The organism is Duganella sp. GW821-FHT07G03 (assembly GCF_059418605.1).
This window is the reverse complement of the sequence record NZ_JBWKQE010000003.1, coordinates 148,955-173,903: the sequence shown is the minus strand read 5'-3', so window position 1 is coordinate 173,903 and position 24,949 is coordinate 148,955. Positions and strand designations below refer to the sequence as shown.

The 24,949-nt window shown below is 65.3% G+C and carries 19 protein-coding genes; 10 read left to right on the top strand and 9 right to left on the bottom strand.

The window, feature by feature from the left end:
- Positions 1-13 precede the first annotated feature (13 nt).
- The 3 genes from AC07OK_RS06405 to AC07OK_RS06395 form a co-directional block, all read right to left on the bottom strand.
- Positions 14-1,096: an ABC transporter substrate-binding protein gene (locus AC07OK_RS06405; protein WP_494689512.1), complete on the bottom strand. Its 1,083-nt coding sequence runs from the start codon at positions 1,094-1,096 to the stop codon at positions 14-16.
- 108 nt (positions 1,097-1,204) lie between these two features.
- On the bottom strand, positions 1,205-1,720 hold the full coding sequence (locus AC07OK_RS06400; protein ID WP_494689511.1) for a PRC-barrel domain-containing protein: 516 nt from the start codon (positions 1,718-1,720) through the stop codon (positions 1,205-1,207).
- 145 nt (positions 1,721-1,865) lie between these two features.
- Positions 1,866-3,236: a short-chain fatty acyl-CoA regulator family protein gene (locus AC07OK_RS06395; RefSeq protein WP_494689510.1), complete on the bottom strand. Its 1,371-nt coding sequence runs from the start codon at positions 3,234-3,236 to the stop codon at positions 1,866-1,868.
- Between the two features lie 140 nt (positions 3,237-3,376).
- Between AC07OK_RS06395 and AC07OK_RS06390 the strand changes: the two genes are divergently transcribed.
- The 5 genes from AC07OK_RS06390 to mmsB are packed head-to-tail and all read left to right on the top strand — an operon-like array spanning position 3,377 to position 8,850.
- The gene (locus tag AC07OK_RS06390; RefSeq protein ID WP_494689509.1) at positions 3,377-4,879 is read left to right on the top strand and encodes a CoA-acylating methylmalonate-semialdehyde dehydrogenase; all 1,503 of its coding nucleotides are present in this window, start codon (positions 3,377-3,379) and stop codon (positions 4,877-4,879) included.
- A 5-nt stretch (positions 4,880-4,884) separates the two neighbouring features.
- A complete protein-coding gene (locus AC07OK_RS06385) occupies positions 4,885-6,045 on the top strand; it encodes an acyl-CoA dehydrogenase family protein (protein WP_494689508.1) in 1,161 nt (386 codons plus the stop codon).
- On the top strand, positions 6,042-6,827 hold the full coding sequence (locus AC07OK_RS06380; RefSeq protein ID WP_494689507.1) for an enoyl-CoA hydratase: 786 nt from the start codon (positions 6,042-6,044) through the stop codon (positions 6,825-6,827). Before AC07OK_RS06385 ends, AC07OK_RS06380 begins: the two co-directional genes overlap by 4 nt.
- Positions 6,820-7,950, top strand: a complete 1,131-nt coding sequence (locus tag AC07OK_RS06375; RefSeq protein ID WP_494689506.1) for an enoyl-CoA hydratase/isomerase family protein — start codon at positions 6,820-6,822, stop codon at positions 7,948-7,950. The genes AC07OK_RS06380 and AC07OK_RS06375 overlap by 8 nt, the downstream gene beginning before the upstream one ends.
- Positions 7,951-7,962: 12 nt before the next feature.
- Positions 7,963-8,850, top strand: coding sequence for a 3-hydroxyisobutyrate dehydrogenase (mmsB, locus tag AC07OK_RS06370; protein WP_494689505.1), 888 nt, complete (start codon positions 7,963-7,965; stop codon positions 8,848-8,850).
- Positions 8,851-8,853: 3 nt separating this feature from the next.
- Here the strand turns inward: mmsB and AC07OK_RS06365 are convergent, their stop codons facing one another.
- Entirely contained in the window at positions 8,854-10,092 is a 1,239-nt protein-coding gene (locus AC07OK_RS06365; RefSeq protein ID WP_494689504.1) for a D-amino acid dehydrogenase, read from the bottom strand.
- A gap of 185 nt (positions 10,093-10,277) precedes the next feature.
- On the opposite strand from AC07OK_RS06365, the gene AC07OK_RS06360 reads away from it, so the two are divergent.
- The 4 genes from AC07OK_RS06360 to AC07OK_RS06345 all read left to right on the top strand — a co-directional run bounded on the left by AC07OK_RS06360 (position 10,278) and on the right by AC07OK_RS06345 (position 16,082).
- Entirely contained in the window at positions 10,278-11,162 is an 885-nt protein-coding gene (locus tag AC07OK_RS06360) for an N-acetylmuramic acid 6-phosphate etherase (RefSeq protein ID WP_494689503.1), read from the top strand.
- A gap of 25 nt (positions 11,163-11,187) precedes the next feature.
- The gene (locus tag AC07OK_RS06355) at positions 11,188-12,090 is read left to right on the top strand and encodes a LysR family transcriptional regulator (protein WP_494689502.1); all 903 of its coding nucleotides are present in this window, start codon (positions 11,188-11,190) and stop codon (positions 12,088-12,090) included.
- A gap of 195 nt (positions 12,091-12,285) precedes the next feature.
- Complete coding sequence (locus AC07OK_RS06350; RefSeq protein WP_494689501.1) at positions 12,286-15,051, top strand: TonB-dependent receptor; 2,766 nt, start codon at positions 12,286-12,288, stop codon at positions 15,049-15,051.
- Complete coding sequence (locus AC07OK_RS06345; RefSeq protein WP_494689500.1) at positions 15,051-16,082, top strand: S66 peptidase family protein; 1,032 nt, start codon at positions 15,051-15,053, stop codon at positions 16,080-16,082. Before AC07OK_RS06350 ends, AC07OK_RS06345 begins: the two co-directional genes overlap by 1 nt.
- Here the strand turns inward: AC07OK_RS06345 and AC07OK_RS06340 are convergent.
- Positions 16,075-17,130, bottom strand: a complete 1,056-nt coding sequence (locus AC07OK_RS06340; RefSeq protein ID WP_494689499.1) for a diguanylate cyclase domain-containing protein — start codon at positions 17,128-17,130, stop codon at positions 16,075-16,077. The genes AC07OK_RS06345 and AC07OK_RS06340 overlap by 8 nt on opposite strands.
- A gap of 272 nt (positions 17,131-17,402) precedes the next feature.
- Here AC07OK_RS06340 and AC07OK_RS06335 point away from each other — a divergent pair, with 272 nt between their 5' ends.
- Entirely contained in the window at positions 17,403-18,200 is a 798-nt protein-coding gene (locus tag AC07OK_RS06335; protein ID WP_494689498.1) for a ferritin-like domain-containing protein, read from the top strand.
- Between the two features lie 15 nt (positions 18,201-18,215).
- Here the strand turns inward: AC07OK_RS06335 and AC07OK_RS06330 are convergent, their stop codons facing one another.
- The 4 genes from AC07OK_RS06330 to AC07OK_RS06315 are packed head-to-tail and all read right to left on the bottom strand — an operon-like array spanning position 18,216 to position 24,861.
- Positions 18,216-20,393: an EAL domain-containing protein gene (locus AC07OK_RS06330; protein ID WP_494689497.1), complete on the bottom strand. Its 2,178-nt coding sequence runs from the start codon at positions 20,391-20,393 to the stop codon at positions 18,216-18,218.
- Complete coding sequence (locus AC07OK_RS06325; protein WP_494689496.1) at positions 20,390-22,360, bottom strand: sensor histidine kinase, YfiR-like protein-associated; 1,971 nt, start codon at positions 22,358-22,360, stop codon at positions 20,390-20,392. Before AC07OK_RS06325 ends, AC07OK_RS06330 begins: the two co-directional genes overlap by 4 nt.
- Complete coding sequence (locus AC07OK_RS06320) at positions 22,360-22,920, bottom strand: TOL_0243 family YfiR-like periplasmic protein (RefSeq protein WP_494689495.1); 561 nt, start codon at positions 22,918-22,920, stop codon at positions 22,360-22,362. Before AC07OK_RS06320 ends, AC07OK_RS06325 begins: the two co-directional genes overlap by 1 nt.
- Positions 22,921-22,959: 39 nt before the next feature.
- A complete protein-coding gene (locus AC07OK_RS06315; protein WP_494689494.1) occupies positions 22,960-24,861 on the bottom strand; it encodes a TOL_0244 family TonB-dependent receptor in 1,902 nt (633 codons plus the stop codon).
- Positions 24,862-24,949 lie beyond the last annotated feature (88 nt).

The following is a 24,949-nucleotide window of genomic DNA, read 5'->3' as shown; positions in this document are numbered from 1 at the left end:
GCTATTGGTGCGTCTACTGGGCCATGTCGATCTGCCAGAAGCCGTTGCTGGTCTCGGTCTTGTGGACCATCATCGCGGCCGGCAGGGTAACCTTCAATGCCGCCATGCGCGCCGGGTCCACCATCACCGTCGGCGTCGTCTGGCGCAGGATGGGCATGACGTCCGGCTTGGTGTGGCGTTGCAGGATCCTGGCCGCCTGGTTGCCGGCCAGCCGGCCAACCTGGGTGAAATCGGCGCCCACGTACAGGGCCGCGCCCGGTACCCGCACCATCGCCAGCGTTACCACCGGCACCTTGTTCTCGATGCCGAAATCACCCAGGTCGATCGCCGCCTCGTAACGGTGCAGGCCGTAATAAGTGTCCAGCGGCACGGCGAAGATATCGACGCCGCGGCCGCCGTTATACAGTTCTTTCAGCGTTGGCGCGATGGGATCGGTCTTGTTCACCAGCCGCGTGCTGACGTCCAGGCCCAAGGGCTTGCCGTCGCGGGTTGCCGCCGCCACGTTGGCGACACCGTTTTCATCGTCGGTATGCACCATGCCCATCCGGTGCGCATTGGGGAATACCTCACGGACCAGTTTCAGCGAGTCCGACATGTCGGTGTACAGGGTGGAGCCGGTGGCGCCTTCGCCGCCGTCGACCAGCGACACGCAACCTGCGTCCTCGGGATTGGCCACCGCCGTGAACACCAGCGGGATATGGGCGTCAACCAGCATGCCGCGCGCATACTTGGTGGCCGGCGTGCCGATCGTCAACACCAGGTCAGGCTTGGTGGTGACGATGCGGCTGGTCTCCTGGCGGATGCGCAGCAATACGCCCAGCCGGTTCCAGAAGCCGCCTTTCTCGACATCGAAGTCGATCGCCACGCGGTTGATGCGCAAATTCTTGCCCTCGACCAGGCCGCTGTCGTGCAGCGACTTCATAAAGCCGGTGTAGGCCTGCTGGTAAGGCTCGATGTCGGTGACCTGCAATATCTCGACCTTGAAGACGCGGGCGTCGTCCATGGTCTCCGGCGGCAGGGGTTCAAAGGCGAGGGCGGGAAGATTGCCGGCGCACAGAGCCAGCGCGATCAGGGGAAGGGCGTAGGATTTTTGCATGGTGGGTCTGATTGCTGTCGATGCAACAATTAGACCAGAGATGCCCGTCAGGCACGCTTGCTATCGCATGCCTTGACGAGCCAATCTGCGCGTTCTGTGGGCCAGCCGCTACATGTTGCCGCTGCTGCTGCCGGGGGCGGAGCGGCTGGCGCTGGCGCCCGGATCGCTTTGCAGGCTGCCAGTGCCGCTGCCCATCACGCTGCCGCTGGCGGTGCGGGCGCCGCGCACGTTTTGCTGGGTGCCGTAGAAGTTGTGGATCTGGCTGCTGAACTCGGCGCTGGCCATGTCGGGCCAGTTATCCTTGTTGAAGCCGGGGGCGTTCTTCAGGTGCTCCTTGGACACATCCAGCAGGAAGCGCTTGTTGGCGCTGTCCAGTTGCAAAGCCTGCCAAGGTACGGCGAACAATTTGTCGCCCATGCCCAGCCAGCCGCCGAACGACAACACCGCATAGGCAACGCTGCCCTGGCGCATGTCGAGCATGATCTCCTTGATGTCGCCCAAGTCTTCGTCCTGGAGGTTGTAGACGTCTTCACCGATCAGTGTGTCTGCCCCCATCAGCCGGGGGCCGGGGCCGGCCGAGGTGTCGCTGTAAATGCCGTAGGTATCGCGGTCTAGGTAGCTCATGTTTGGTCTCCAGATGGTGAGTAAAGTCCCGCGTTGGATAACGAGGTGACAACACTCATCATGCTTGGAGCGCCCTGATGCGGCTATAGGTGCGCAAGCGGTGTGGCTGTAGGACGAAGCTGAGTTCCTGGGGAACCAAACGCTGTCATGCCGGCCGCACCGCCGCGGCTTTTTGCCGCAAAATGGACGGAAACGCCCGTTGCGGGCAGTCATTGCGTTCGCAGACTTTGCAACCGTTGCCGATGGGCGTGGCGACGTCGGGATTGGCCAGGTCCAGGCCCTTGGCGTACACCATGCGCTGCGCCTGGCTGATATCGCAGCCCAGCGCGATGGCAAACGACTTGCCCGGCGCCATGAAACCGGCTGGCCCGCTGCTGACCTGGCGCGCGATCCACAGGTGGGTGCTGCCGTCGGGCATGCGCGCCACCTGGCGCAACACCTGGCCAGGCAGGCTGAACGCCTCGTACACCACCCACAGCGGACAAGTCCCGCCCGCGCGGGAAAAGTGGAAAGCCGCTGCGGACTGCCGCTTGGAAATATTCCCGGCCCGGTCCACGCGCACGAAAAACACCGGCAAGCCGGAAAATCCTGGGCGCTGCAGCGTGCTGAGCCGGTGGCAAACCGCCTCGAAACTGACGCCGAACTGTCCCGCCAGCAGCTCGATATCGTAGCCGCAGGCCTCGGCCGCCGCCAGAAAGCGGCGGTAGGGCAGCCGTACCGCTCCGGCAAAGTAGTTCGACAAGGCCAGACGCGCGCCATCCCGGGTCGCCTCGCTGGAAAACGATGCCGCCCGCACCAGCGACGCTATCGTCTCCGCCTGTTCCAGCAATGCCAGTTGCGCCGCCATCTGGAACGCCCGCTGGCCCTCGCTGATCGTATCGGGCAGCCAAAGTATTTTTTGATCCGGATCATAGCGTCGCCGCGCCGCCGGCAACCCGGACTGATGCGACGACAGCACCGTCACGCCATGCCGGTCGGCCAGGCGGCGCTGCAAGGCGGCAGCGTCCGGGTCCATCTGCAGCTCGGCGGCGCGGTCCAGCTCGTCGATGTAGTTCTGGCGCTGGTTCAGGTAATCCCGCACCTCCTCATCGACCGAGGGCGGCGCCACGCTGATGCCGCGGTTGCCGTCATCGAATTGCGACTCCAGCGCCGCCGCGCGCCCGGCCACCATGCGGTAGCGGCTCTGCATCTGCACGATGGCGCGCGCCACGCCCGGCATGTTCTCGACCAGCGTCTTCAGTTCCGCCAGCGACGTATCGGCGTCCGGCAGCTCGCCGAAGGCGTCGCGCAGGTCGGCCACCAGCCCGGCGCTGTCGTGCTCGGAAAAAATCTGCGGATCCACGCCCAGCACCGCGCCCACCCGCAACAGGATGGACACGGTCAACGGCCGCTGGTTGCGCTCGATCTGGTTCAGGTAGCTGGGCGAAATGTCCAGCAGCTTGGCCAGCGCGGCCTGGGTCAGCTTGCGTTCCTCCCGCAAGCGCTGCAAACGCACTCCCATGAAAACCTTAGACATCTTCGCAACCTTCGCAAAATCCCGGCATCAACTTCGCAATTCCTCGCATTTTTACGTCTTTACGCCTGTTTGCAATAAGCGAATAATGCAAACAATTGCCAAAAAATGCAAGCTTTCGAAACACCACCAGGAGACCGACGATGACCACAGCTATCCCCACCGTACCCTTGCTGATTAATGGCGAATGGGTCGAATCCCGCACCACCGTTTGGCGCGACGTCGTCAACCCGGCCACCCAGGAAGTGCTGGCCCGCGTGCCGTTCGCCACGATGGACGAAGTGGCGCAGGCGGTTTCCGCCGGCCAACGCGCCTTCAAGACCTGGCGCAAAACGCCGATCGGCGCGCGCGCCCGCATCTTCCTCAAGTACCAGCAGCTGATCCGCGAAAACATGGCCGACCTGGCCGCCACGCTGACCGCCGAACAAGGCAAGACCCTGCTCGATGCCGAGGGCGACATCTTCCGCGGCCTGGAAGTGGTCGAGCACGCCGCCAACATCGGTTCGCTGCAAATGGGCGAATTCGCCCAGAACGTGGCTGGCGGCGTCGACACCTACAGCGTGCTGCAACCGCTGGGCGTGTGCGCCGGCATCACGCCGTTCAACTTCCCGGCCATGATCCCGCTGTGGATGTTCCCGATGGCCATCGCCTGCGGCAATACCTTCGTGCTCAAGCCGTCCGAGCAGGACCCGTTGGTGACAGTGAAGCTGGTCAAGCTGGCGCTGGAAGCCGGCATTCCGGCTGGCGTGCTGAACATGGTGCATGGCGGCGAGGAAGTGGTCAACGCGCTGTGCGACCATACCGACATCCGCGCCGTTTCCTTCGTCGGCTCCAGCCACGTCGGCAAGCACGTCTATGAACGTGCCACGCTGTCCGGCAAGCGCGCCCAGTGCATGATGGGCGCCAAGAACCACGCCGTGGTCCTGCCGGACGCGAACAAGGAGCAAACCCTGAACCAGCTGCTGGGCGCGGGCTTCGGCGCCGCCGGCCAACGCTGCATGGCGGCCTCGGTCGCGGTGCTGGTCGGCGCGGCGCGCGAGTGGCTGCCGGAGCTGGTGCAGAAGGCCGGCGCGCTGTCGGTCGGCGCCGGCAAGAACAATCCCGACCTCGGTCCCGTCATCTCCTGCGCCGCCAAGGAACGCGTGCTGGCGCTGATCGGCAAGGGCGTGGAGCAGGGCGCCCATCTGGCGCTGGACGGCCGCACCATCAAGGTCGACGGCTACCCGAACGGCAACTTCATCGGCCCGACCATCCTGTCCGGCGTCAAGCCCGGCATGGCGGTGTACGACCAGGAAATCTTCGGACCGGTGCTGATCGTGGTCGAGGCCGACACGCTGGACCAAGCCATCGCCCTGGTCAACGCCAACCCGAACGGCAACGGCACCGCGCTGTTCACGCAAAGCGGCGCCGCCGCCCGCAAGTTCCAGGAAGACATCGACGTCGGCCAGGTCGGCATCAACGTGCCGATTCCGGTGCCGGTCCCGCTGTTCAGCTTTACCGGCTCGCGCGGCTCCAAGCTGGGCGACCTGGGGCCTTACGGCAAGCAAGTGGTGCTGTTCTACACCCAGACCCAGACCATCACCCAGCGCTGGTTCGCGGATGCGGCCTCGGTCGGCCAGGTCAACACCACCATCAGCCTGAAGTAATGAGCATGGACTTCGCGCTCAACGAAGAGCAGCAAGCCTTCCAGCAGGCGGCGCGCGAGTTTGCCGAGGGCGAGCTCACGCCCAACGCCGCCGGCTGGGACGCCGACGGCTACTTCTGTCGCGACACGCTGGCGAAAGCTGGCGAACTCGGCTTCTGCGGCATGTACACCCCGCAGCACCTGGGCGGGCTGGGCCTGTCGCGGCTGGAGGCGTCCATCATCTTCGAAGAGCTGGCCGCCGGCTGCACCTCCACCAGCGCCTACCTGTCGATCCACAACATGGCGACCTGGATGGTGGCGCGCTGGGGCGGCCAGGCCGTCTGCGAACAATGGGTGCCGCGACTGGCCAGCGGCCAGGCGCTGGCCAGCTACTGCCTGACCGAAGCGCAAGCCGGTTCGGACGCGGCCTCGCTGCGCACCCGCGCCGAACGCCAGGGCGAGCGCTACCTGCTCAACGGCAGCAAGGCCTTCATCTCGGGCGCCGGCAGCACCGACTTGCTGGTGGTGATGGCGCGCACCGGCGACAGCGGCGCCGCCGGCATCTCGGCCTTCGCGGTGCCGGCCGACACGCCCGGCATCAGCTTCGGCAAGAACGAAGAGAAGATGGGCTGGAAAAGCCAGCCCACCTGCGCCATCCACTTCGACAACGTGGCGATCCCGGCCGCCAACCTGCTGGGCGAGCCCGGCCAGGGCTTCGCCATCGCGATGAAGGGCCTGGACGGCGGCCGCATCAACATCGCCGCCTGTTCGGTCGGCACGGCGCAGGCGGCGCTGGCGCGCGCCGGCAACTATCTGAAGCAACGTGTGCAGTTCGGCCGCGAGCTGGCGCAGTTCCAGGCCCTGCAATTCAAGCTGGCCGACATGGTGACCGAGCTGGTCGCCGCGCGCCAGATGGTGCGGCTGGCCGCGTGGAAGCTGGACCAGGAAAGCCCGGACGCCAGCGTCTACTGCGCCATGGCCAAGCGCTTCGCCACCGACGCCGGCTTCGCCGTCGCCAACGAAGCGCTGCAGCTGCACGGTGGCTACGGCTACATCCGCGAGTATCCGCTGGAGCGCCACGTGCGCGACACGCGGGTGCATCAAATCCTCGAAGGTACCAATGAAATCATGCGCCTCATCGTCGGCAGGGCCATCCTGCGCGAGGGCGCGACGGAGAACATCAAATGAATAAAACCTACGCAAACCTGCAAGTCGAACGGCGCCAGCACACGGCCGTCGTCACCCTCGACAACCCGCCAGCCCACACGTGGACGCTGGAAAGCCTGGCGGCGCTGGCCGAACTGGTGGCCGACCTCAACGCCGAGCGCGACATCTATGCGCTGGTGATCACCGGCGGCGGCGCCAAGTTCTTCTCGGCCGGCGCCGACCTAAAACTGTTTGCCGACGGCGATAAAGCCGTGGCGCGCGCGATGGCGCAGCGCTTCGGCCAGGCATTTGAAGCGCTGTCCGGCTTCCGCGGCGTCAGCATCGCCGCCATCAACGGCTACGCCATGGGCGGCGGCCTGGAGTGCGCATTGGCCTGCGACATCCGCATCGCCGAAGAACATGCACAGATGGCCTTGCCGGAGGCTTCGGTCGGCCTGCTGCCTTGCGCCGGCGGCACCCAGCAACTGTCGTGGCTGGTTGGCGAAGGCTGGGCCAAACGGATGATGCTGTGCGGCGAGCGCATCGACGCACGGCGGGCGCTGGCGATCGGCCTGGTGGAAGAAGTGGTCGCCACCGGTGCCGCCCTGGATGCCGCGCTGGCCCTGGCCGAAAAATCGTGGCGCCAAAGCCCGAGCAGCGTCACCGCTTGCAAGGCCTTGATCCAGGGCGCGCGCAGCCTGCCGCCGCAACACATGCTGCCGCAGGAACGCGAACGCTTCGTCGACCTGTTCGACACGCAGGATCAGCAAGAGGGCGTGCTGGCCTTCCTGGAAAAACGTCCGGCACGGTGGCGCAATGCGTGAGACCGCCAATTTGGAGCAAGCGCCAGCGGTGCTGCTGGAAACCCGTGCCGCCAACAGCGGCAAGCGCATCGGCGTCGCCACGCTGAACGTGCCGTCGACGCTACACGCGCTGACGCTGGACATGATACGCGCCCTCTACCTCGCAATACAGGACTGGGCCAAGGATGACGGCGTCGCCTGCGTCGTGCTGCAGTCAAGCACGGACAAGGCCTTCTGCGCCGGCGGCGACGTGCGGACCTTGCGCAACGCCATCCTGGCCGAGCCCAGCGCCATGCCCAACCGGCAGGCGCAGGCCTTCTTCAGCGAGGAGTACCGGCTCGATCATCTGATCCATACCTATCCCAAGCCGCTGGTGGTGTGGGGCGGCGGCATCGTCATGGGCGGCGGCCTGGGCCTGCTGGCGGGCGCAAGCCATCGCGTCGTCACGCCGACCACCCGCATCGCCATGCCGGAGATCACCATCGGCCTGTTCCCGGACGTGGGCGGCAGCTGGTTCCTGCCGCGCATGCCGGGCCGCAGCGGCTTGTTCCTCGGCCTGACCGGCGCCTCGCTGAACGCGCATGACGCGCTGTTCACCGGGCTGGGCGACTATTTCCTGCCGCAAGAACAGCGCGCTGCCGTGGTCGAGGCCTTGTGCGCCGCTGAATGGAACGCGGATGCGGCGGTGGTGGTGGTGGACCGCTTGCTGCGTTCCCTGAGCCTGGCGCACGAGACGCTGCCGGCATCGGCGGTGCGCCAGAACTGGGATACCATCACTGCGATGACCGCCAGCCGCGAGTTGGGCGAGGTAGTGGCAGCCATCACCGGCTACCAGGGGGATTCGGTGTGGCTGCAACGCGCGGCGGCGGCGCTGGCGCAAGGCGCGCCCTCATCGGCGGCGCTGGTGTGGGAACTGCAGCAACGCAGTCGCCACCTCAGCCTTGCCGATGTGTTCCGTCTTGAACTGGTCGTCGCCCTGCAATGCTGCGCCCATCCGGATTTCGCGGAAGGCGTGCGCGCACTGCTGGTGGAAAAGGACAACGCACCGCAATGGTCGCCGCGCACGCTGGATGAGGCAGTGGCCAAGGTCGGCGAGTTCTTCGAGGCGCCGGGCCGGCAGCATCCGTTGGCAGACTTAAACTAACAAGGAGACAAAATGCATATCGCTTTTATCGGACTGGGTAATATGGGCGCGCCGATGGCGCACAAGCTGCTGCGCGCGGGCCGCACGGTGTCGGTCTTCGACCTGTCGGCGGCGGCCATGGAGAAGCTGCACAGCGCGGGCGCGCGCGCCGCCGCGACGGCCATCGCAGCGGTGCGCGAGGCGGACGTGGTGGTCACCATGCTGCCGGCCGACCGCCATGTGCGCGAGCTGTATTTGGGGGAACAGGGCATCCTGGCCCACGCCGCAGCCAATGCGCTGTTCATCGATTGCAGCACCATCGCCGCCGATGCCGCGCGCGAGGTGGCCGCCGCCGCAGCCAAGCTGGGCCTGGCGATGATCGACGCGCCGGTCTCGGGCGGCACCGCCGGCGCGGCCGCCGGCACGCTGACCTTTATCGTCGGCGGCGAGACGGAAGCGCTGGAACGCGCCCGTCCCGTGCTGGAGCAGATGGGCAAGAACATTTTCCACGCCGGCGGCCCAGGCGCTGGCCAGGTCGCAAAAATCTGCAACAACATGCTGCTGGGGATACTGATGGCGGGCACAGCGGAAGCATTGAACCTGGGCGTCTCCCATGGCCTCGATCCGAAAGTGCTGTCGGACATCATGGCCAAGAGCTCGGGCCGCAACTGGGCACTGGAACTATACAATCCCTGGCCCGGCGTGATGGACAACGTGCCTGCCTCGCGCGACTACGCGGGCGGCTTCGGCACCTCGCTGATGCTGAAGGACCTGGGCCTGTCGCAGCAAGCCGCGCAAGCGACGCAAGCGGTCACGCCGCTGGGCAGCCTGGCGCGCCAGCTGTTTCAATTGCACCAGCAACAAGGCCACGGCCAGGAAGATTTCTCCAGCATCCTGCGTCTGATCCAGCAACCAACCTGATCGTCAGCGGCGCAGCGTCAGCCCATCCAGCGCGATGGGCGATGCCGCGCCGCGCAGCATGCCCGCCAGCAGGCTGGCCGTGCCGCAGGCGAAGGTGAATCCCAACGGGCCGTGCCCCACATTCAGCCATAGATTTGCATAGCGCGTGGCGCCTATGATGGGCGCGCTGCCCGGCGTGGCGGGCCGCAAGCCCGCCCATGCTTCGGCCCGGTCGTAATCGGCCGCGCCGGGCATGGCTTCCTTGGCCAGGCGCACCAGGCTTTGCACGCGGCGCTGATTGATGCGCGTGTCCGCCCCCACCATGTCCACCATCGCCGCCACGCGCAGTTGCGTGCCGATGCGCGCGTACAAAACCTTGCGTTCAAAGTCGGTCACGCTGATCTCGGGCGCCACGTCGTTGGCGCGGATCGGCGCGGTCAGGCTGTAGCCTTTGAGCGGATACAGCGGAAGGTAGATGCCGGCGCTGGCCGCCAGCTCGCGGCTCTGGATGCCTGCGGCCAGCACGAAATGGTCGGCCCGCAGCGGGCCGGCCGCGGTGCACAGCCACGCCACCTTGCCGCGGTCGGTGCGTATGCCGGTCACATCGCGGCGCAGCACGCCGTTGAAATTGGGATGGCTTTGCAAACGCCGCATCAGCAGCACGCAGAACGCATGGCAATCCGCCACCGCTTCGCCGGGATTAAAGATACCGCCCGCCAGATCGCCTTGCAGCGCCGCCAGCGCGGGCTCGCGCAGCGCCGTGCCAGCCGGCGTCAACACCTCGGCATCGTCGGCGACCAGCGCGGCCGCGTGCTCGAACAGGCGTGGACTGCGATACACCACCAGCTTGCCCGCATCGCGCCAGGCGAATTCCGACAGCGCCACCTGCAGCGACAATTCGTGCATCGCCCGCCGGCTCAAGGCCCCGAGTTGCAGCAAGGTGGCGGTGGTACGGCGATTGGCGGAGGCATTGCAGCGGCCGAGGAATTGCGCCAGCCAGCGCCATTGCCGCCAGTCCGCCTCCAGCCGAAAGCGCAGCGGGCCGTCCGGCTGAAACAGCCACTGCAAGGCCTTCAACGGCACGCCGGCATCGGCCAGCGGCGACACATAGCGATAGCTGAGCTGCCCGCCGTTGCGATAGCTGGCCATGCTGCCGACCTCGGCCTCACGCTCGACCAGCGTCACGCGATAGCCGGCCTCGGCCAACCACCATGCGGAGGTCAGGCCCACCACGCCGCCGCCGATGACGATCACCTCGCTCATGACATCACCGTCAAGGCCTGCATTTCGCGTTTCATGGTGGCCTTAAAAATTGACTCGATGGTCAAGAATACTGCCAGCGGAGCACGCCCGCCAATGAAAACCGGCGCTTGCCGTATAACTTTTCGGAATGAGTGCCCGGCAAGCTTTCATGACTGCGCGGCGAGATTCAAGCTTACACTTTCAACATGCTCAAAACCGAAACCCCCAGTCAGGAACACGCCGGCCTGGACCAGTATCCGGTGGCCGCGCTGGTCGATACGCTGATCGCCGACCAGCTCAACGCCGTTGCCGCCGTGCGCGCCGCAGCCGACGTGATCGCCGAAGTGGTCGAGGCCGCTGTACCGCGCATCGCCGCCGGCGGACGGTTGATCTACGTCGGCGCCGGCACCTCGGGACGACTCGGCGTGCTGGATGGCGTGGAACTGCATCCGACCTTTTCGTGGCCGCATGAGCGCGCCTTGTCGCTGCTGGCCGGCGGCAAGGGCGCGATGTTCAAGGCAGTGGAGGGCGCGGAAGACGACAGCAAGCAGGGCTTCCTCGACCTGGCGGCCTTGCTGCCGCAGCCCAACGACGTGGTGATCCTGCTGGCCGCTTCCGGCAGCACGCCGTATGTGCTGGGCGCGCTGGACGCCGCCCGCACCGCCGGCGCCCTCACCATCGGCATCGCCAACAACGTCGACGCGCCGGTGGCGTCGCGGGCCGCGTTCGGCATCACGCTCGACACCGGCCCGGAAGTCATCTCCGGCAGCACGCGCCTGAAGGCCGGCACCTCGCAGAAGATCGTGCTCAACACCATCTCCAGCGCCATCATGGTGCGCTTGCACAAAGTCCACGGCAACCTGATGGTCGACATGAAGGCCAGCAACGCCAAGCTGCTGCGCCGCGCCGTGGCGCTGACCATGCACGCCACCGGCGCCGACCAGGCCAGCGCGCACTTCGTGTTGGAGCAATGCGACTACCACGTCAAGGCGGCGATCGTGGTGTTGCTGCGCCGGATCCCGGTGGCGCGGGCGCGGGCGTTGCTCGACCAAAGTGAGGGCAGCGTCCGGGCGGCACTCCTGCTACAGTAGCGCATCGTCATAGCGAAAGAGGAAGATGCGGCTGCGTCACATAGAAGTTTTTCACGCGATCATGCAAGTCGGCACCATCAGCGGCGCCGCACAGGTGCTGCACATTTCGCAGCCGGCCGTCACCAAGGTGTTGCAGCACTGCGAGCTGCAACTGGGCATGCCGCTGTTCGAGCGCGTGCGCGGCAAGCTGTATCCCAAGCCGGAAGCGCACCGCCTGTTCGCCGAGACCGAAAAACTGAACCGCGACCTGCAAGGCATACGCCGCCTGGCGGCCAGCCTCAAGGGCCGCGCGGTGGAAACCATCCGCCTGGTGTCGACGCCGACCGTGGCCGCCAGCGTGCTGCCGCAGGCGATGAGCAACTGGCGCCGCGCCTTCGCCGACACCCGCTGCGAACTGGCGACCCACCACACCAGCGAAATCGTCAACACCCTGCGGCTGGGCGAGGCCGACCTCGGCCTGTCGCTGCAGGACCCGCGCCATCCCGGCATCATCGCCGAGCCGATCGCGCAGGGCGTGATGACGGTGATCGCGCCGCTTGGACGCTGGTCCGCCGCGCAACTCACGCAGCCGTTCACCGCGCCGGCGCTGGAAGGCGAGCTGATCGGTTATGCCGACAACGATCCGCTCGGCGACCAGGTACTGGCCGCCTGCGAGGCACAAGGCATCACCCCGCATTTCCACACCGTGGTCCAGACTTACCAGATCGCCCGCTCGCTGGTGGAAGCCGGAGGTGGCATGGCGGTGGTCGATCCCTTCACCGCGGCATCCGGACGCGGCCGACTGCAAAGCCGGCCGTGGGCGCCGGAAATCACGATCCAGCTGTATCTGCTGACGCCGGCCCACGCGCCGCTGTCCCACGGCGCCGGCCAGCTGGCCGCCAGCATCGCCGAAGCCGCCCAGGCATTGCTAACTGAGTTGCTTGCCTAGTCTTTATTCTTGATAAATGTGGCTTTAAAGATACAAATATCTTTCCTGAAAGTTCGCGCGACTGGCATGCTGCTGGGGAGAACGCTACTTCATGACTAAAAGTTATGACGGCAAAAGCTAATTTCATTGGCAGGTCAATGAAGCAAGGCGCTACTCTGGAAAAATAAGAATTCAGATTCACCACAGGGAGAGACCGTGAAGGTTAAAAAACTGGCGCATGCGATTGCGCTGATGGGCGTGTTCGCCCCGGCTGCAGGTCCGGTGTTCGCACAGGATGGCACGGCGGTGATGCAACGCGTTGAAATTACCGGCAGCAGCATCAAGCGGCTGGCGAAGGAGGGCGCGTTGCCGGTCCAGGTGATCAACTACGACACCATCGAAAAATCCGGCATCACCAGCACCGAGCAGCTGATCCGCAGCCTGTCCGCCAACGGCACCGGCGCCGACAACATGACCTCCGGGAACAACGTCTTCGGCGCCGATGCCGACCGCGTCAGCGGCGGCGCTTCGTACGCTTCGCTGCGCGGGCTCGGCCCCAACAGCACGCTGGTATTGCTCAATGGCCGCCGCATCGCCACCTTCGGCGCCAGCGCCAAGGCGGTCGACCTGAACGCGATCCCGCTGGGCGCGATCCAGCGCGTGGAAATTTTGAAGGACGGCGCCTCGGCCATCTACGGCACCGACGCCATCGGCGGCGTCATCAATTTCATCTTGCGCACCGACTATCACGGTCTGGAAGTCTCGCTCAACGACAACTTCACCCAACATGGCGGCGGCGCCAACCGCCGGCTGTCGCTGTTGGGTGGCATCGGGTCCTTGCAGAAGGAGGGCTTCAACGTCATGGGCAGCGTCACCTATGACAACAACGAAAAGCTGAGCTCGCACGACCGCGCCTTTGCCAACGGCTTCCAGCCCGAACGCGGCCTGTCGCCGGACACCACCGGCACGCCCTACGCCAACCAGCTGACCGGCGCCGGCACCGCGCTGGGCACCGGCTTCAAGCGGCCGGGCGATCCGACCACCTATCTGCAAGCGAATCCGCTCAGCTTCCAGGGCAAGTGCGATTCCATACCCGGCATGTCGCAATACCAGACCGCGCTGTGGAAGGATGTCACGGCCGCCACCCGCAGCACCTATTCCTGCGCCTACGATTACGGCGCCGACTACATCATCAGCTTCCCGGTCGAGCGCCTGAACGCGGTCTCGCGCGGCACGCTGCAAATCAGTCCCGACCATAAGCTGTTCGTTGAAGCACTGTATGGCCACAACAAGGCCACGGCGGAATTTACGCCGGTGCAGATCCAGACCTCGCTGGCCAACGGCAACGCCTATCCGGTCGGCGGCGCGTATTACCAGGACTTGTCGGCCTTCATTCCGAGCTTCGACAAGACCAAGCCCATCATCTACAAATGGCGCGCCAACCCGTGGGGCAACCGGGTGCAGGAGAACATCACCGACAACGCCCGCCTGCTGATCGGCGCGGAAGGCGTATTGCTCGGCAAGTGGGACTACCGCGCCGGCCTGTCGCATGGCGAGAGCACGACCAAGACCGCGCTGCTCGATGGCTACGGCTACACCAGCAAGATCTTTTCCGCGCTGGGCGGCGGCCTCATCAACCCGTGGCTCACCGCCGGCCAGACCCAGACGCCGGAAGCCATGCAGTTGGTCGAATCGACCAAATTCCGCGGCGCTTTCCAGCACGGCAAAACCAGCTTGACCCAGTTGGACGGCAATCTGTCCGGCGAGGTCGGGCAGCTGGCGGCTGGTCCGGTGTCGATGGCGGTCGGCTTCGACCTGCGCCGCGAGGGCTACAACTTCGCCCAGGACGTCGACGCCACGCAGATCCTGCTGTCGCCGGGGAACGCCGCCTTGAACGAAGCCAGCCGCGACATCAAGGCGCTCTACACCGAGCTGATCGTACCGATCACCAAGGAACTGGAAACCCAGCTGGCCTTGCGCCGCGACCACTACAGCGTGTTCGGCTCGACCACCAATCCGAAAATCTCGTTCCGCTACCAACCGAACGGCATGCTGGTGTTCCGCGGCTCGGCCAACAAGGGCTTCCTGGCGCCGAGTTTTACCCAGCTGTATTCCGGCCGCCTGTCGCAGGAACTGCCGAACGGGATCATCGATCCCGTGTATTGCCCGACCCATCCCGGCGATCCGGCCTTCTGCGCCATTGCGCGCCTGCCCTACTTCAGCGGCGGCAACCCCGCGCTGAAACCGGAAACCTCCAAGCAGGGCAGTCTAGGCATGGTGATCGAGCCGGTGCGCGGCTATTCGGCTTCGATCGACTACTGGGCCATCAATTCGCAGAACCGCATCCTGAACCGCACGCCGCAGATCGTGCTGGCCAACGCCGCGCTGCTGTCGAAGAACATCATCCGCAACCCGGACAACACCATCGCCTACGTCAACGCGGGCTGGATCAACGCCGCCGGCACCAAGACGCGCGGGGCCGACGTGAGCCTGCGCGGCGAGGGCAAGCTCGACAGCTACAAGTGGGCCTTCAACCTCGACGGTACCTATACGCAGAGCTTCAAGTTCGCCGAGATCGAAGGCCAGCCCTACCAGGAATACGTCGGCAACTTCTACACCCGCGACCTGTATCTGCGCTGGAAGCACAACGCCAGCCTGAGCCTGTCGCGTGGCGACTGGAGCGGCATGCTGATCCAGAGCTACAGCTCCGGCTACAAGGACCAACTGCCGGACGGCGGCAAGGCGGCGCCGCCACCTGGCTTCAACCCCAACGTGAAGGCCTACACCAAGTACGACTTGTCGGCCACGTACAGCGGCTTCAAGAACGTCACGATCACGCTCGGCATCCAGAACCTGCTCGATACCGATCCGCCGTTCACCGCGCACAATGTGGATGAGGTGGTGGGCGCTGGCTGGGATCCACGGGTGGCCGATCCGCGTGGGCGGGCGCTCAACGTACTGCTCAAGTACAAGTTCCTGTAATGGCCGCAGACCACGGCCGGCGGTGGTTCGGCCAGGTGCTGGCCGCCGCCGCGCTGGGCACGGGCGCCTTGTCCGCGACGGCCGCGCCGGCCGGGAGGAAAACCATGCGACTGATTAAACCGCGCCGGCTGCAAGCGGGAGACCTGGTCGGCCTGATCGCGCCCGGCGGCCACACCAATGATGCGGCGCTGGCCCAGGCCGTGGCCAATATCGAATCGCTGGGTTTGCGGGTGCGATTGGGCGAGAACATCCACTACGTCTACGGCAATTACGCCGGCACGGTCGCGCAGCGGCTGGCCGATTTGCATGGCATGTTCCTCGATCCCGAGATCAAGGCGGTGTGGGCGGTGCGCGGCGGCTCAGGCTGCATCTCGCTGCTGGAGCACATCGACTACCGGCTGATCCGCGCGCATCCGAAAGTCCTGATCGGCTATTCGGACATCACCTGCCTGCACCTGGCCATGCTGAGGCAAGCGGGGCTGGTGACGTATCACGGACCGGTGGCCACGTCCACATTTTCCGACTACTCGGTGGAGCAGCTGCGCAGCGTGCTGATGGCGCCGCAAGCCAACTACACCATCGCCATGTCGGCCGACTATCCGCCGCCGCGCACCGTGCATGGCGGCGTTGCTAGCGGACGCCTTATCGGCGGCAACCTGTCGCTGGTCGCCGCGCTGGCCGGCACGCCCTACGCGGCCGATTTCAAGGACGCCATCTTGTACCTGGAAGAGGTCAACGAAGAACCCTACCGCATCGACCGCATGATGACGCAACTCCAGCTCAGCCAGGGCTACCGCCACGCCGCCGCCGTCGTGCTGGGCATTTTTGAAAACTGCGAAGGCGTGGAGGGCGAGAGCGCGCTGTCGCTGGAAGATACCGTCAACCAGCACCTGCTGCCGCTGACCCGGCCCGCCGTGGCCGGCTACTCCTTCGGCCACATCCGGCACCAGTTCACGCTGCCCGTCGGCCTACGCGCCAGGCTGGACACGGCGCAGCAAACCCTGACCTTGCTGGAGCCGGCCGTCAGCTAGGCGCACAAGCCATGCTGGCCTGATAGACCTCGCATCTGTTTTTGCCGCTGCGCTTGACTTTGTACATGGCGCAGTCGGCGTACTTCATCAGTTCCGGCAGATTGGCGGCATGGCTGGGGTAGAGGCCGATACCGATGCTCGCGCCCAGCGTGTAGGAGAGGCTGTGGACTCCCACCGGCGTCATCATTTGCGCCAGCAATTTGTTGGCGATTTCCAGCGCCTGTCCTTCGTTGACCAGCTGGGTCGCGATGACGACAAACTCATCGCCGCCTATCCTGGCGCAGATGTCGGTGCTGCGGGTGTTTGCCTTCAGGCGCTCCGCGATGATTTTCAATACTTCGTCGCCGACGTCGTGCCCGGCCTTGTCATTGATGGGCTTGAAGTTATCCAGGTCGATATACAACACGGCGACAACGTGGTGCGGCCGTGTGGCCAACAACAGCGCCTGGTCGAACAGGGTGCTCATATAGCGCTTGTTGTTCAAACCCGTCAACGGATCATGGAAGGCGAGATCGAGCGCCTGGGCCTCGGCATCGACCAAGCGTTGCTGAAACAGCGTCAGCACGGCGGTCAGCAGCGAGAAGTATTGGACCAGCACCAGGAAGGTCCCGATCAGGAAGCTGTCCTTGAACCAGGTCGGATGAAAGTAGATCACGATCGGCGCGCCGAACCAATGGATCGCCAGCAAACCACTGGCGACGGCGGTGATCCGTAGCGGCAAGCCGGGAAAGTCGCCGCTCCGGCTCAAGGCCAGCCAGGCCATGCATGCCAATAGCCCGGCATTGATGGTCGCGTAGCCCATCGAACGGAACAGGGGATGGGTGTCGGCGATCAAGGTCACCAGCAGCCAGGTTTCCGCCGCCACCGCGGCGATCCAGAAGCCCCGGATGCGCATGTCCAGGTTCAGGAAACGCACCATGCCCGTCAACAGCAATGGCTTTTCCATAATGTTGAAGACCACATACGCCGCAGTGGCGATGCGGCGGTCCTCCATCGGGAGCAGCAGGAATAGAACAATGCGCGCGATCAGCGCACAGGAGATCGACATGGCCCACCAGCCCGAGCCTCGATTCGTTCGCGGTATGTTTCCCACCCACAGGAATAGCAGCGCGAACATGAAATAGATAGTGCTGCCAATTGTATGGATGATCGCGTGGGACATAGGACCTTCTCCAGTGCAGTCAGCAAATCTTACCTCAGAGAAGATGTTAATTTGCAATCAAGTTGCCCTTGCCCCGGTACGGGGGGCTCGGTGTTGTAGCCACGCATCACGGCAGGGATTTGTTACACTGCGTCCTTTTTCAAGCTTCTAGGAACACCATGGTCAGCCCAACCGAGTTGCGCGCCTACGCGCTGCATTGCCTGCTAGAGAACGACCCCGCCGCCAAAGTAGCGGCAGTCGCAGCGATGGCGGCGGCGGCGCGCGCGGGCGAGTGCGGGCTGGAGCCGGCGGGCGCCATCGTGCCGGCGGCTGCCATTCCGGGCCGGCCGGCCAAGCCGGAGCTGGTGCCGCCGCTGTCGGTGGGACGGCGTTCCATGGTGACGGTGGAGGGCAGGGCCATGCTGATCCACGCGCTGGCCCACATCGAATTCAACGCCGTCAACCTGGCGCTCGATGCGTTGTGGCGCTTCCCGGACCTGCCGCAGGAGTACTACATCGACTGGCTGCGGGTGTCCGCCGAGGAGGCGACCCACTTTGCGATGCTGGCCGCACACCTGCAAACGCTGGGCTACCAATATGGCGACTTCCCGGCGCACGACAGCCTGTGGGAGATGGTCGGCAAGACCACCGAAGACGTGCTGGCCCGCATGGCGCTGGTGCCGCGCACGCTCGAGGCGCGTGGACTGGACGCGATCCCGCCGTTGCGCGCCAAGCTGGCCCAGGCCGGCGACCGCGAGGCGGCAGCCATCCTGGACATCATCCTGCGCGACGAGGTCGGCCATGTGGAGATCGGCAACCGCTGGTACAACTACCTGTGCCTGCAACGCGGCCTGGAACCGCGCGCCACCTATGCCGAACTGGCGATACGCTACAAGGCGCCGACGCCGCGCGGCCCCTTCAACGTCGAAGCCCGCCTGCGGGCGGGCTTCACTGAAGCAGAGATCCAGGCGCTGTAGCGCCGGTCCGCCGTGCTACCCTGGATTGGGCAAGACGCTATCGTCCATGCCCTCGACCAGCGTTGCCTCCACTTCATCGGGATTCAAGCCGTGCAATTGCCAGTAGTGGCGGAAGGTGGCGCGCAGGCTCTCGCGCAGCACCTTGCTGTCCCAAGGCTTGGTGAAGAAACGGAATAGCGCCCCGCGATTGATCGCCTCCAGGATGGTCTCCAGATCGGTGTAGCCCGACAAGATAATGCGCAAGGTATCGGGGTACATATCCTTCACTTTACCCAGGAATGCCGTGCCGTTCATGTCGGGCATGCGCTGGTCGCACACAATCACATGTACTTGATGCATGGCCAGCAAAGCGAAGCCTTGTTGCGCACTGCCAGCCGTCAGGATGTGGTAGCCGTCCTGGCGCAACAGCCGGCTGAGCGAGGCCAGGATGTGCGGTTCGTCATCCACCAGCAGCAAGGTGCGCGGCGGCGTGCTGGCGCTCCCCTCGGGCAGGACCAGGCGGCTATCGGCGGCCAGCAATTGTTCGAATTCCGCCGCCGGCAGCGGACGGCTGAAATAATAACCCTGGATCTGGTCGCACCGGCAGCGCCGAAGATAGGCCAGCTGTTCCACCGTTTCCACGCCTTCGGCCACGACATCCATTTTCAGGCTGTGCGCCATGCCGATGATGGAGCGGACGATGGCCGCGTCCTCGGCGGAACTCGTCACGTTGCGGATGAAGGCGATATCGATCTTCAGCGTATCGACGGGAAAATGGCGTAAATAGGCCAGGCTGGAATAGCCGGTGCCGAAGTCGTCGATCGAAATCGGCACGCCCATCGACTGTAGCAGTCCCAGGGTGGCGACGGTGCGCTCCATGTCGACCATCAGCGCGCTCTCCGTCACTTCCAGCTCCAGCATTTCCGCCGCGACGCCGTTGGCTGCCAGCGCATCGGCCACCACGGTGGCCAGATCGCCGCTGCTGAACTGGCGGCTGGCCACGTTGACAGCAATGTGCAAGGCCTGGCCAGCGCGCCCCCAAGCCGCGACCTGCCGGCATACCTCATTGATGGCCCAGGCGCCCGCCCGCACGATCAAACCCGTCTCCTCCAGCAAAGGTATGAATTCGGCCGGCGAGACCAAGCCATGCCCGGGCCGGTTCCAGCGCATCAGTGCCTCGGCGCCGATCACGCGGCCGGTGCTGATCTGGACCTTGGGCTGGTAATGCAGCACGTACTCTTGCTGGTCGAGCGCCTTGCGCAAGGCGTCTCCCATCCACAGCCGTTTTTGCGCCTGGAGGTTCATTTCCTCTGTAAAAAAACGATAGGTATCCCGTCCGGCCTGTTTGGCCTGATACATGGCGGTATCGGCATACTGGATCAGGGTATCGGCGTCGCCGGCATCGTTGGGATACACGGCGATGCCGATGCTGGCGGTCATGCTGACGTCCTGGCCACCCAGGCGGAACGGCAGGTCCAGCGCCTGCCGGAGCTGGTCAGCCACCCTGGCGGGCGCCTCGGCCCCCGTTACGTATTCCACGATCAGGCCGAATTCATCGCCGCCCAGCCGGCCACGCAGGGGATTGATCGGTCCGAGGCGTTGCGCGCACTGGCGCAATAGTTCGTCACCGACGACATGACCCAAGGTGTCGTTCACATGTTTGAAACCGTCGAGGTCTATCAACAGCATGGCCACCATGCCACCTGCGGCGGTCGATTCCAGCGCCTGGGCCAGCCGCTGCTGGAACAGGAAGCGGTTCGGCCAGCCGGTCAGGCTGTCATACCGCGCCAGATGCAGGCCGTGCTGGCGCGATTCCGTGTACAGCAGGCGCACCTCCAGCATGTTGCGGATGCGGGTCAGCACCTCGATGTGGTCGAACGGCTTGCTGACAAAATCGCGCGCGCCCGCTTCCAGCGCGCGTAGTTTGTATCCGGGCTCCGCCGTCACCACCAGTACCGGCAGATAGCCCTCAGCCTCGATCAGCTTCAGCCCCTCCAGCACCTCGAAACCGCTCATGAAGGGCATGTTCAGGTCGAGCACGATCAAGTCGTAATGGTTGTCGCGATGCAGGTCGAGCACGGTGCGCGAATCCATGGTGGAGCTGACCGCGCTGTAGCCGGCATCGCCCAGCATGTACTCCAACACCCGCACATTGGCCAGTTGATCGTCGACCAGCAGTATCCTGGCGGTGTGGATGGCGGCTTGGGTGATCATGGCGCTTCCTTCGATAGGGCGAGGTTGATGGCTTCGGTCAGCTGTTCAATATTGATCGGTTTGGTGACATAGCATAGGAAGCCGCGTTCCATGCCCGCCGCGACATCGCGTTGCATGGCGCTGGCGGTGACGGCAATGACGGGAATGGCGGCGGTCGCCGGTTCCGCGCGCAACTGCTGGAGCGCGTCCAGTCCGCTCAGGCCGGGCAAATGCAAATCCATCAGGATCAGGTCCGGCAGGTGGCCGCGCGCCAGCTGCAAGCCCAGATGCGCGTCCGGGGCCGACAACAGGCGCAGGTCCGGGATGGTCTTGATGATCTCCTCCACCAAACGCAAGTTGGCCGGGTTGTCCTCGACGTACAGGATAGTCGACATGGCGGCCCTGCGCTGCGGCGCCACGGCCGGTTTGGACGGCGCCGCGGCGGGCGCGCCGGCGTCCTGTTCCAGCGCGAGCAGATCGATCCAGAACAGGCTGCCCACGTCCACCGTGCTGCTCACGCCCATATTGCCATTCATCAGGCCAACCAGGCGCTTGGTCACCACCAGTCCGATGCCGGTGCCCTCGACCACGCCCAGCTCTTGCCCCAGACGGTTGAAGGGCTGGAACAATCCCTCCAGCTGGGCGGCGTCCAGGCCGCGCCCGCTGTCACGCACGGAGATGCGCAGGTAACGCGCCTGGCGCGCGCATGCGACTTCGACGATGCCGCCATCGCGGTTGTATTTGATGGCGTTCGATAGCAAATTGAGCAGGATCTGTTTCAAGCGGGTGCGGTCCGCCAGCACGCACCACGGCGGCGCTTCCGGAAACACCATGCGCAGCGCGCGTTGCGCGCCCAACGGTTCGAGCATGGTGCGGCATTCCCGCAATACCTCACCCAGGTTGACCGGTTCCAGCGACAGCCGCAATTCACCCGATTCGACCTTGGCCAGGTCGAGCACCTCGTTGATCAGTTCCAGCAAGTGCGTGCCGGCCTTCATGATGAAGCCGGTGAATTCCTTGCGCCGTTCGGTGGTGGTCGCCACCGTGTCGGACGCCAGCAACTGGGCGAAGCCGAGAATGGCGTTGAGCGGGGTGCGCAACTCATGGCTCATGCTCGACAGGAAAGCCGACTTGGCCTGATTCGCATGTTCGGCCGAACGCATCGCGACCTCCAGCTCGGTCGTGCGCGCCTGTACGCGCGACTCCAGGTCTGTGTTCAAGTGCATGATTTGCGCCTGCACCCGTTCGCGCTGCACCACCTCGCGCGAGATCGCCAGGTTGGACGCTTCCAGCTCGACGGTGCGGCGCTCGACCTCCATCAGCATCGCATTAAAAGAATCGACCAGGGCGCCGACCTCGTCATCCTCGACCTTGTTGACGCGGCGGGAATAGTCGCGCTGTCGCACCACCTCGCGCGCGGCGCGCGCCATGTCGACGATGGGCCGGGTCACCAGCCGCTCCAGGCGTTGGGTCATAAAGTAGGCGATCGCCATGGCGCAGACCAGGGCCACGGTGGCCAGCGCGGCATCCGTGGCGACGGCGCCGTGCCAGTCATATTCGGCCCGCAGATACAGTGTGCCGAGCGGCACGCCCTGGTGTTCGATGTGGCGGAAGACCTGCATGCGGGTGCTGTTCAGCTGTATGCCGTCGGCTTCCGGCCGGGACGGCAAGCGGACCGTTTCGCCGGCCCGCGCGTAGCTGGCGAACAGCGTGCCGCGCTCGGTATAGACGGCGGCCGCCAGCACGTTGGGCCGGCTGGCCAGCGCGCTCAGGTTGGCGCTGGCCAGGGCCTCATCCTCGAACGCCAGCGCGGCCGACATCATGCGCCCCATCAGGTCGGCGTTGCTGCGCATATCGGCCTCCATTTCATGGTGAAACCGCCAGAGATCGACGCTCACCGTGGCGATCAAGGTCAACAGCAGTGCCACCAGCGTGGTCGACATCACGCTGGCGAGCATCTTTTGCCGTATCGAGCGCTGGAAACTCATCAGGAGCCGTCCTTGCGCACCCGGTACGCCGCCGACAACATCAGGGCGCTGAACTTGAGCCGGCTCGAGGCCGCCGGCTTGAGCGCCACTTCGAACCGCAGCCGTTCATCGGGCACCACGAAGTTGATCATGCCGCCCAGCGAGAACGCCTCGTCCGACTCGGTGACCGTCAGGATGGGCTTGTCCCGGACCCGGGAGAACAGCGCCAGCAACTCATGCCTGGGCAAGTCGCCGAGGAACAAGATGTGTATGCCGACAAACGGCTCGCCCACCTTCAGCTTGCGCACCAGCAGCTTGCGGCCGTTGGACTGCCGCCCGTTCAGGCTGGCGGCGATCTCGTCCGCCAGTGCGTCCGCCCCGACCATGGCGATGATGAAGGGGCTGTCCGGCTGGGCAAAGGCGTCGGCCGGCCACTCGACAAAGGCGGAAAATTTGTACAGATAGGCGGCGCTGACCTGGGCGCCGATGGCGACATGGGGTTCGACCGACTGGGCCAGCACGGCCGGCGCCGGCAACAGACAGCAAGCCAGCAGCAGAAGGCTGAGGTGGGGGCATCGCATCGGGAACACCGGCTCCTTCCACTGTGCTGCGCTAGGTAATCAGAACCGCAGGATGGCCTTGGCGTACCAACTGGCTTCCAGTTGGCTGCGCGTGCTGACGGCGCCAAACTCACCATGGCCGCCGCCGATCAGGTTGTTGCCGCCCGCAGCCAGCTCCCAGCGGGCGTCGGCCTGCCATCCGAGCCGGACGTCGAGCGCGGTGTAGGCCGGCACCGCCGGCCGCGACAGCGCCGCCACCCGGCGCAGCGACAGGTCGAACTGGGTCCGCGCCCACGGTTCGCTGGAGGAGCGCAGTATCCACATATGCGCGGGGTCGCGCAGCGCGCCGACCACACTGGTGGTGTCGACGCTGCCCGGCTTGAGGTACAGCTGTTGGTGCAGCGCGCTCCAGCCGGCGCTCAGGCGCCAGCCGGGCCGGGCCTGGTAAGTGCCCCACATCTCGACGCCGTTGACGCTGCCTTGCATCATGCTGGAAAACCACACCAGCTTGCCATCCGGCGAGCGCTCCTGGGTACGCAGGAAGTCGTAGGCGGTATGGAACAGCGTGGCCGAATAGCTCAGCACGTTGGCGGCGCTGCCGCGATAGCCGAGTTCATACACAGTGGCCAGTTCGGAGCGCACCGGCGCACCGCCGTTGAGCACGAACGGGGCGGCGCCCGGCGCATACAGGTCGCGGTCCAGGCGGGATGGCGCGCGCACCGCGCGCGAGACTGCGCTCCACACCATCTGGCGCGGCGCCACCGTCCAGCCCAGCCGCATGCTGGGCAGCACTTCGCGGCCAGTGTAATCGTTGCGTTCGAAGCGCGCCCCCAGCGTCAGGCGCAGTTGCTCGCTCAGGCGCACTTCATCCTGGAAGAACAAGCTGGACCATTGCTGATCGACGTCGGCCGGCAGAAAGGCCACAAACGCGCTATTGGTCAAGCGATCCCGGCTGCGGCGGTAGTCCATGCCGGTGACCAGGGTATGCGCGCCGACCGGCGCCAAGGTGTACTGCAATTGCAGGTCGACGATGGCCAGCGATTCGGCGAAGGTGGGGATCACCGTGCGCTCGCTGTTGTCGAGGTAGGCTTGCAAACTCATCCGCGCACCGCCGTCGAGCGGCCGCTCCCAGCGGGCCATCAGGTCGCCGCCCGATACGGAGATCGTCCCCAAAGCGAATTTGGCGATGGAAACGGAAATCGAGCCCGGCGGCGGCTGCTCTTCGCTGCCGCGGTAGACGCGCCCCTGCAACATGAACTGGCCGGCCGTACCGCTCCAGTCGGCGCGAAAGCCGGCCTGCGACATCGTGGCCGCGTCCGCGATCGCCAGGCCGGCGGCGGACTCGGTGTGCCTGCTCTCGACATGCTTGGCGTAGACCCGGTAGGCGACGCCGCTGTCGAGCGTGGCGCCCCAGCGCGCGGTGGCGTCGGACTGGCGGCCGCCCGCCGTGCCGCTGGCCAGCCCGCCCTGGGTGTGCTGGGCCGGGCGGGTGATGATGTTGATCACGCCATTGACGGCGTTGGCGCCCCACAAGGTTCCGCCGGGACCGCTGATGACTTCGATGCGCTCGATATCCTCCAGCACCACGTCCTGCACGTCCCAGAACACGCCCGAGAACAAGGGCGTGTAGACCGAGCGGCCGTCGATCAACACCAGCAGTTTGTTGGCGCTATTGCTGTTGAAGCCGCGCGAGGAAATGGCATAGCCGTAGCCGCTGCCTTGGGCCACTTGCAAATTGGGCGCCAGGCGCAGGGCCTCGGCCACGTTGCTGGCGCCGCTGCGCCGGATGTCTTCACCGCTGATGACGTACACCGACGCCGCCGCCTCGCTCAATCGTTCGGGTTTCTTGGAAACCGAGGTGACGCGGATTTCCGCCAGTTCGGCGAACGACATTTGCAATATATCGCCGTCCGCTGGTGCGGCGCTGGCGGGCGAGGCGTGCAGCGCACAGACTAGCGCCATGCCACTTGCCACCATCACCGGGCGCTGAAAAGGCGCTGTTGCGCCGGACGTCAAGGCGTTCGCCGAGACATGGGCTCCTGTATTCCAT

What these genes read in the sequence shown, in the direction of transcription:
- AC07OK_RS06375 (WP_494689506.1), top strand. Translation starts at nt 6,820, where the DNA reads ATGCGTGAGACCGCCAATTTGGAGCAAGCGCCAGCGGTGCTGCTGGAA.
- AC07OK_RS06330 (WP_494689497.1), bottom strand. Translation starts at nt 20,393, where the DNA reads ATGATCACCCAAGCCGCCATCCACACCGCCAGGATACTGCTGGTCGAC.
- mmsB (WP_494689505.1), top strand. Translation starts at nt 7,963, where the DNA reads ATGCATATCGCTTTTATCGGACTGGGTAATATGGGCGCGCCGATGGCG.
- AC07OK_RS06380 (WP_494689507.1), top strand. Translation starts at nt 6,042, where the DNA reads ATGAATAAAACCTACGCAAACCTGCAAGTCGAACGGCGCCAGCACACG.
- AC07OK_RS06390 (WP_494689509.1), top strand. Translation starts at nt 3,377, where the DNA reads ATGACCACAGCTATCCCCACCGTACCCTTGCTGATTAATGGCGAATGG.
- AC07OK_RS06365 (WP_494689504.1), bottom strand. Translation starts at nt 10,092, where the DNA reads ATGAGCGAGGTGATCGTCATCGGCGGCGGCGTGGTGGGCCTGACCTCC.
- AC07OK_RS06325 (WP_494689496.1), bottom strand. Translation starts at nt 22,360, where the DNA reads ATGAGTTTCCAGCGCTCGATACGGCAAAAGATGCTCGCCAGCGTGATG.
- AC07OK_RS06340 (WP_494689499.1), bottom strand. Translation starts at nt 17,130, where the DNA reads ATGTCGATCTCCTGTGCGCTGATCGCGCGCATTGTTCTATTCCTGCTG.
- AC07OK_RS06385 (WP_494689508.1), top strand. Translation starts at nt 4,885, where the DNA reads ATGGACTTCGCGCTCAACGAAGAGCAGCAAGCCTTCCAGCAGGCGGCG.
- AC07OK_RS06320 (WP_494689495.1), bottom strand. Translation starts at nt 22,920, where the DNA reads ATGCGATGCCCCCACCTCAGCCTTCTGCTGCTGGCTTGCTGTCTGTTG.
- AC07OK_RS06355 (WP_494689502.1), top strand. Translation starts at nt 11,188, where the DNA reads ATGCGGCTGCGTCACATAGAAGTTTTTCACGCGATCATGCAAGTCGGC.
- AC07OK_RS06335 (WP_494689498.1), top strand. Translation starts at nt 17,403, where the DNA reads ATGGTCAGCCCAACCGAGTTGCGCGCCTACGCGCTGCATTGCCTGCTA.
- AC07OK_RS06345 (WP_494689500.1), top strand. Translation starts at nt 15,051, where the DNA reads ATGGCCGCAGACCACGGCCGGCGGTGGTTCGGCCAGGTGCTGGCCGCC.
- AC07OK_RS06395 (WP_494689510.1), bottom strand. Translation starts at nt 3,236, where the DNA reads ATGTCTAAGGTTTTCATGGGAGTGCGTTTGCAGCGCTTGCGGGAGGAA.
- AC07OK_RS06405 (WP_494689512.1), bottom strand. Translation starts at nt 1,096, where the DNA reads ATGCAAAAATCCTACGCCCTTCCCCTGATCGCGCTGGCTCTGTGCGCC.
- AC07OK_RS06400 (WP_494689511.1), bottom strand. Translation starts at nt 1,720, where the DNA reads ATGAGCTACCTAGACCGCGATACCTACGGCATTTACAGCGACACCTCG.
- AC07OK_RS06360 (WP_494689503.1), top strand. Translation starts at nt 10,278, where the DNA reads ATGCTCAAAACCGAAACCCCCAGTCAGGAACACGCCGGCCTGGACCAG.
- AC07OK_RS06315 (WP_494689494.1), bottom strand. Translation starts at nt 24,861, where the DNA reads ATGGCGCTAGTCTGTGCGCTGCACGCCTCGCCCGCCAGCGCCGCACCA.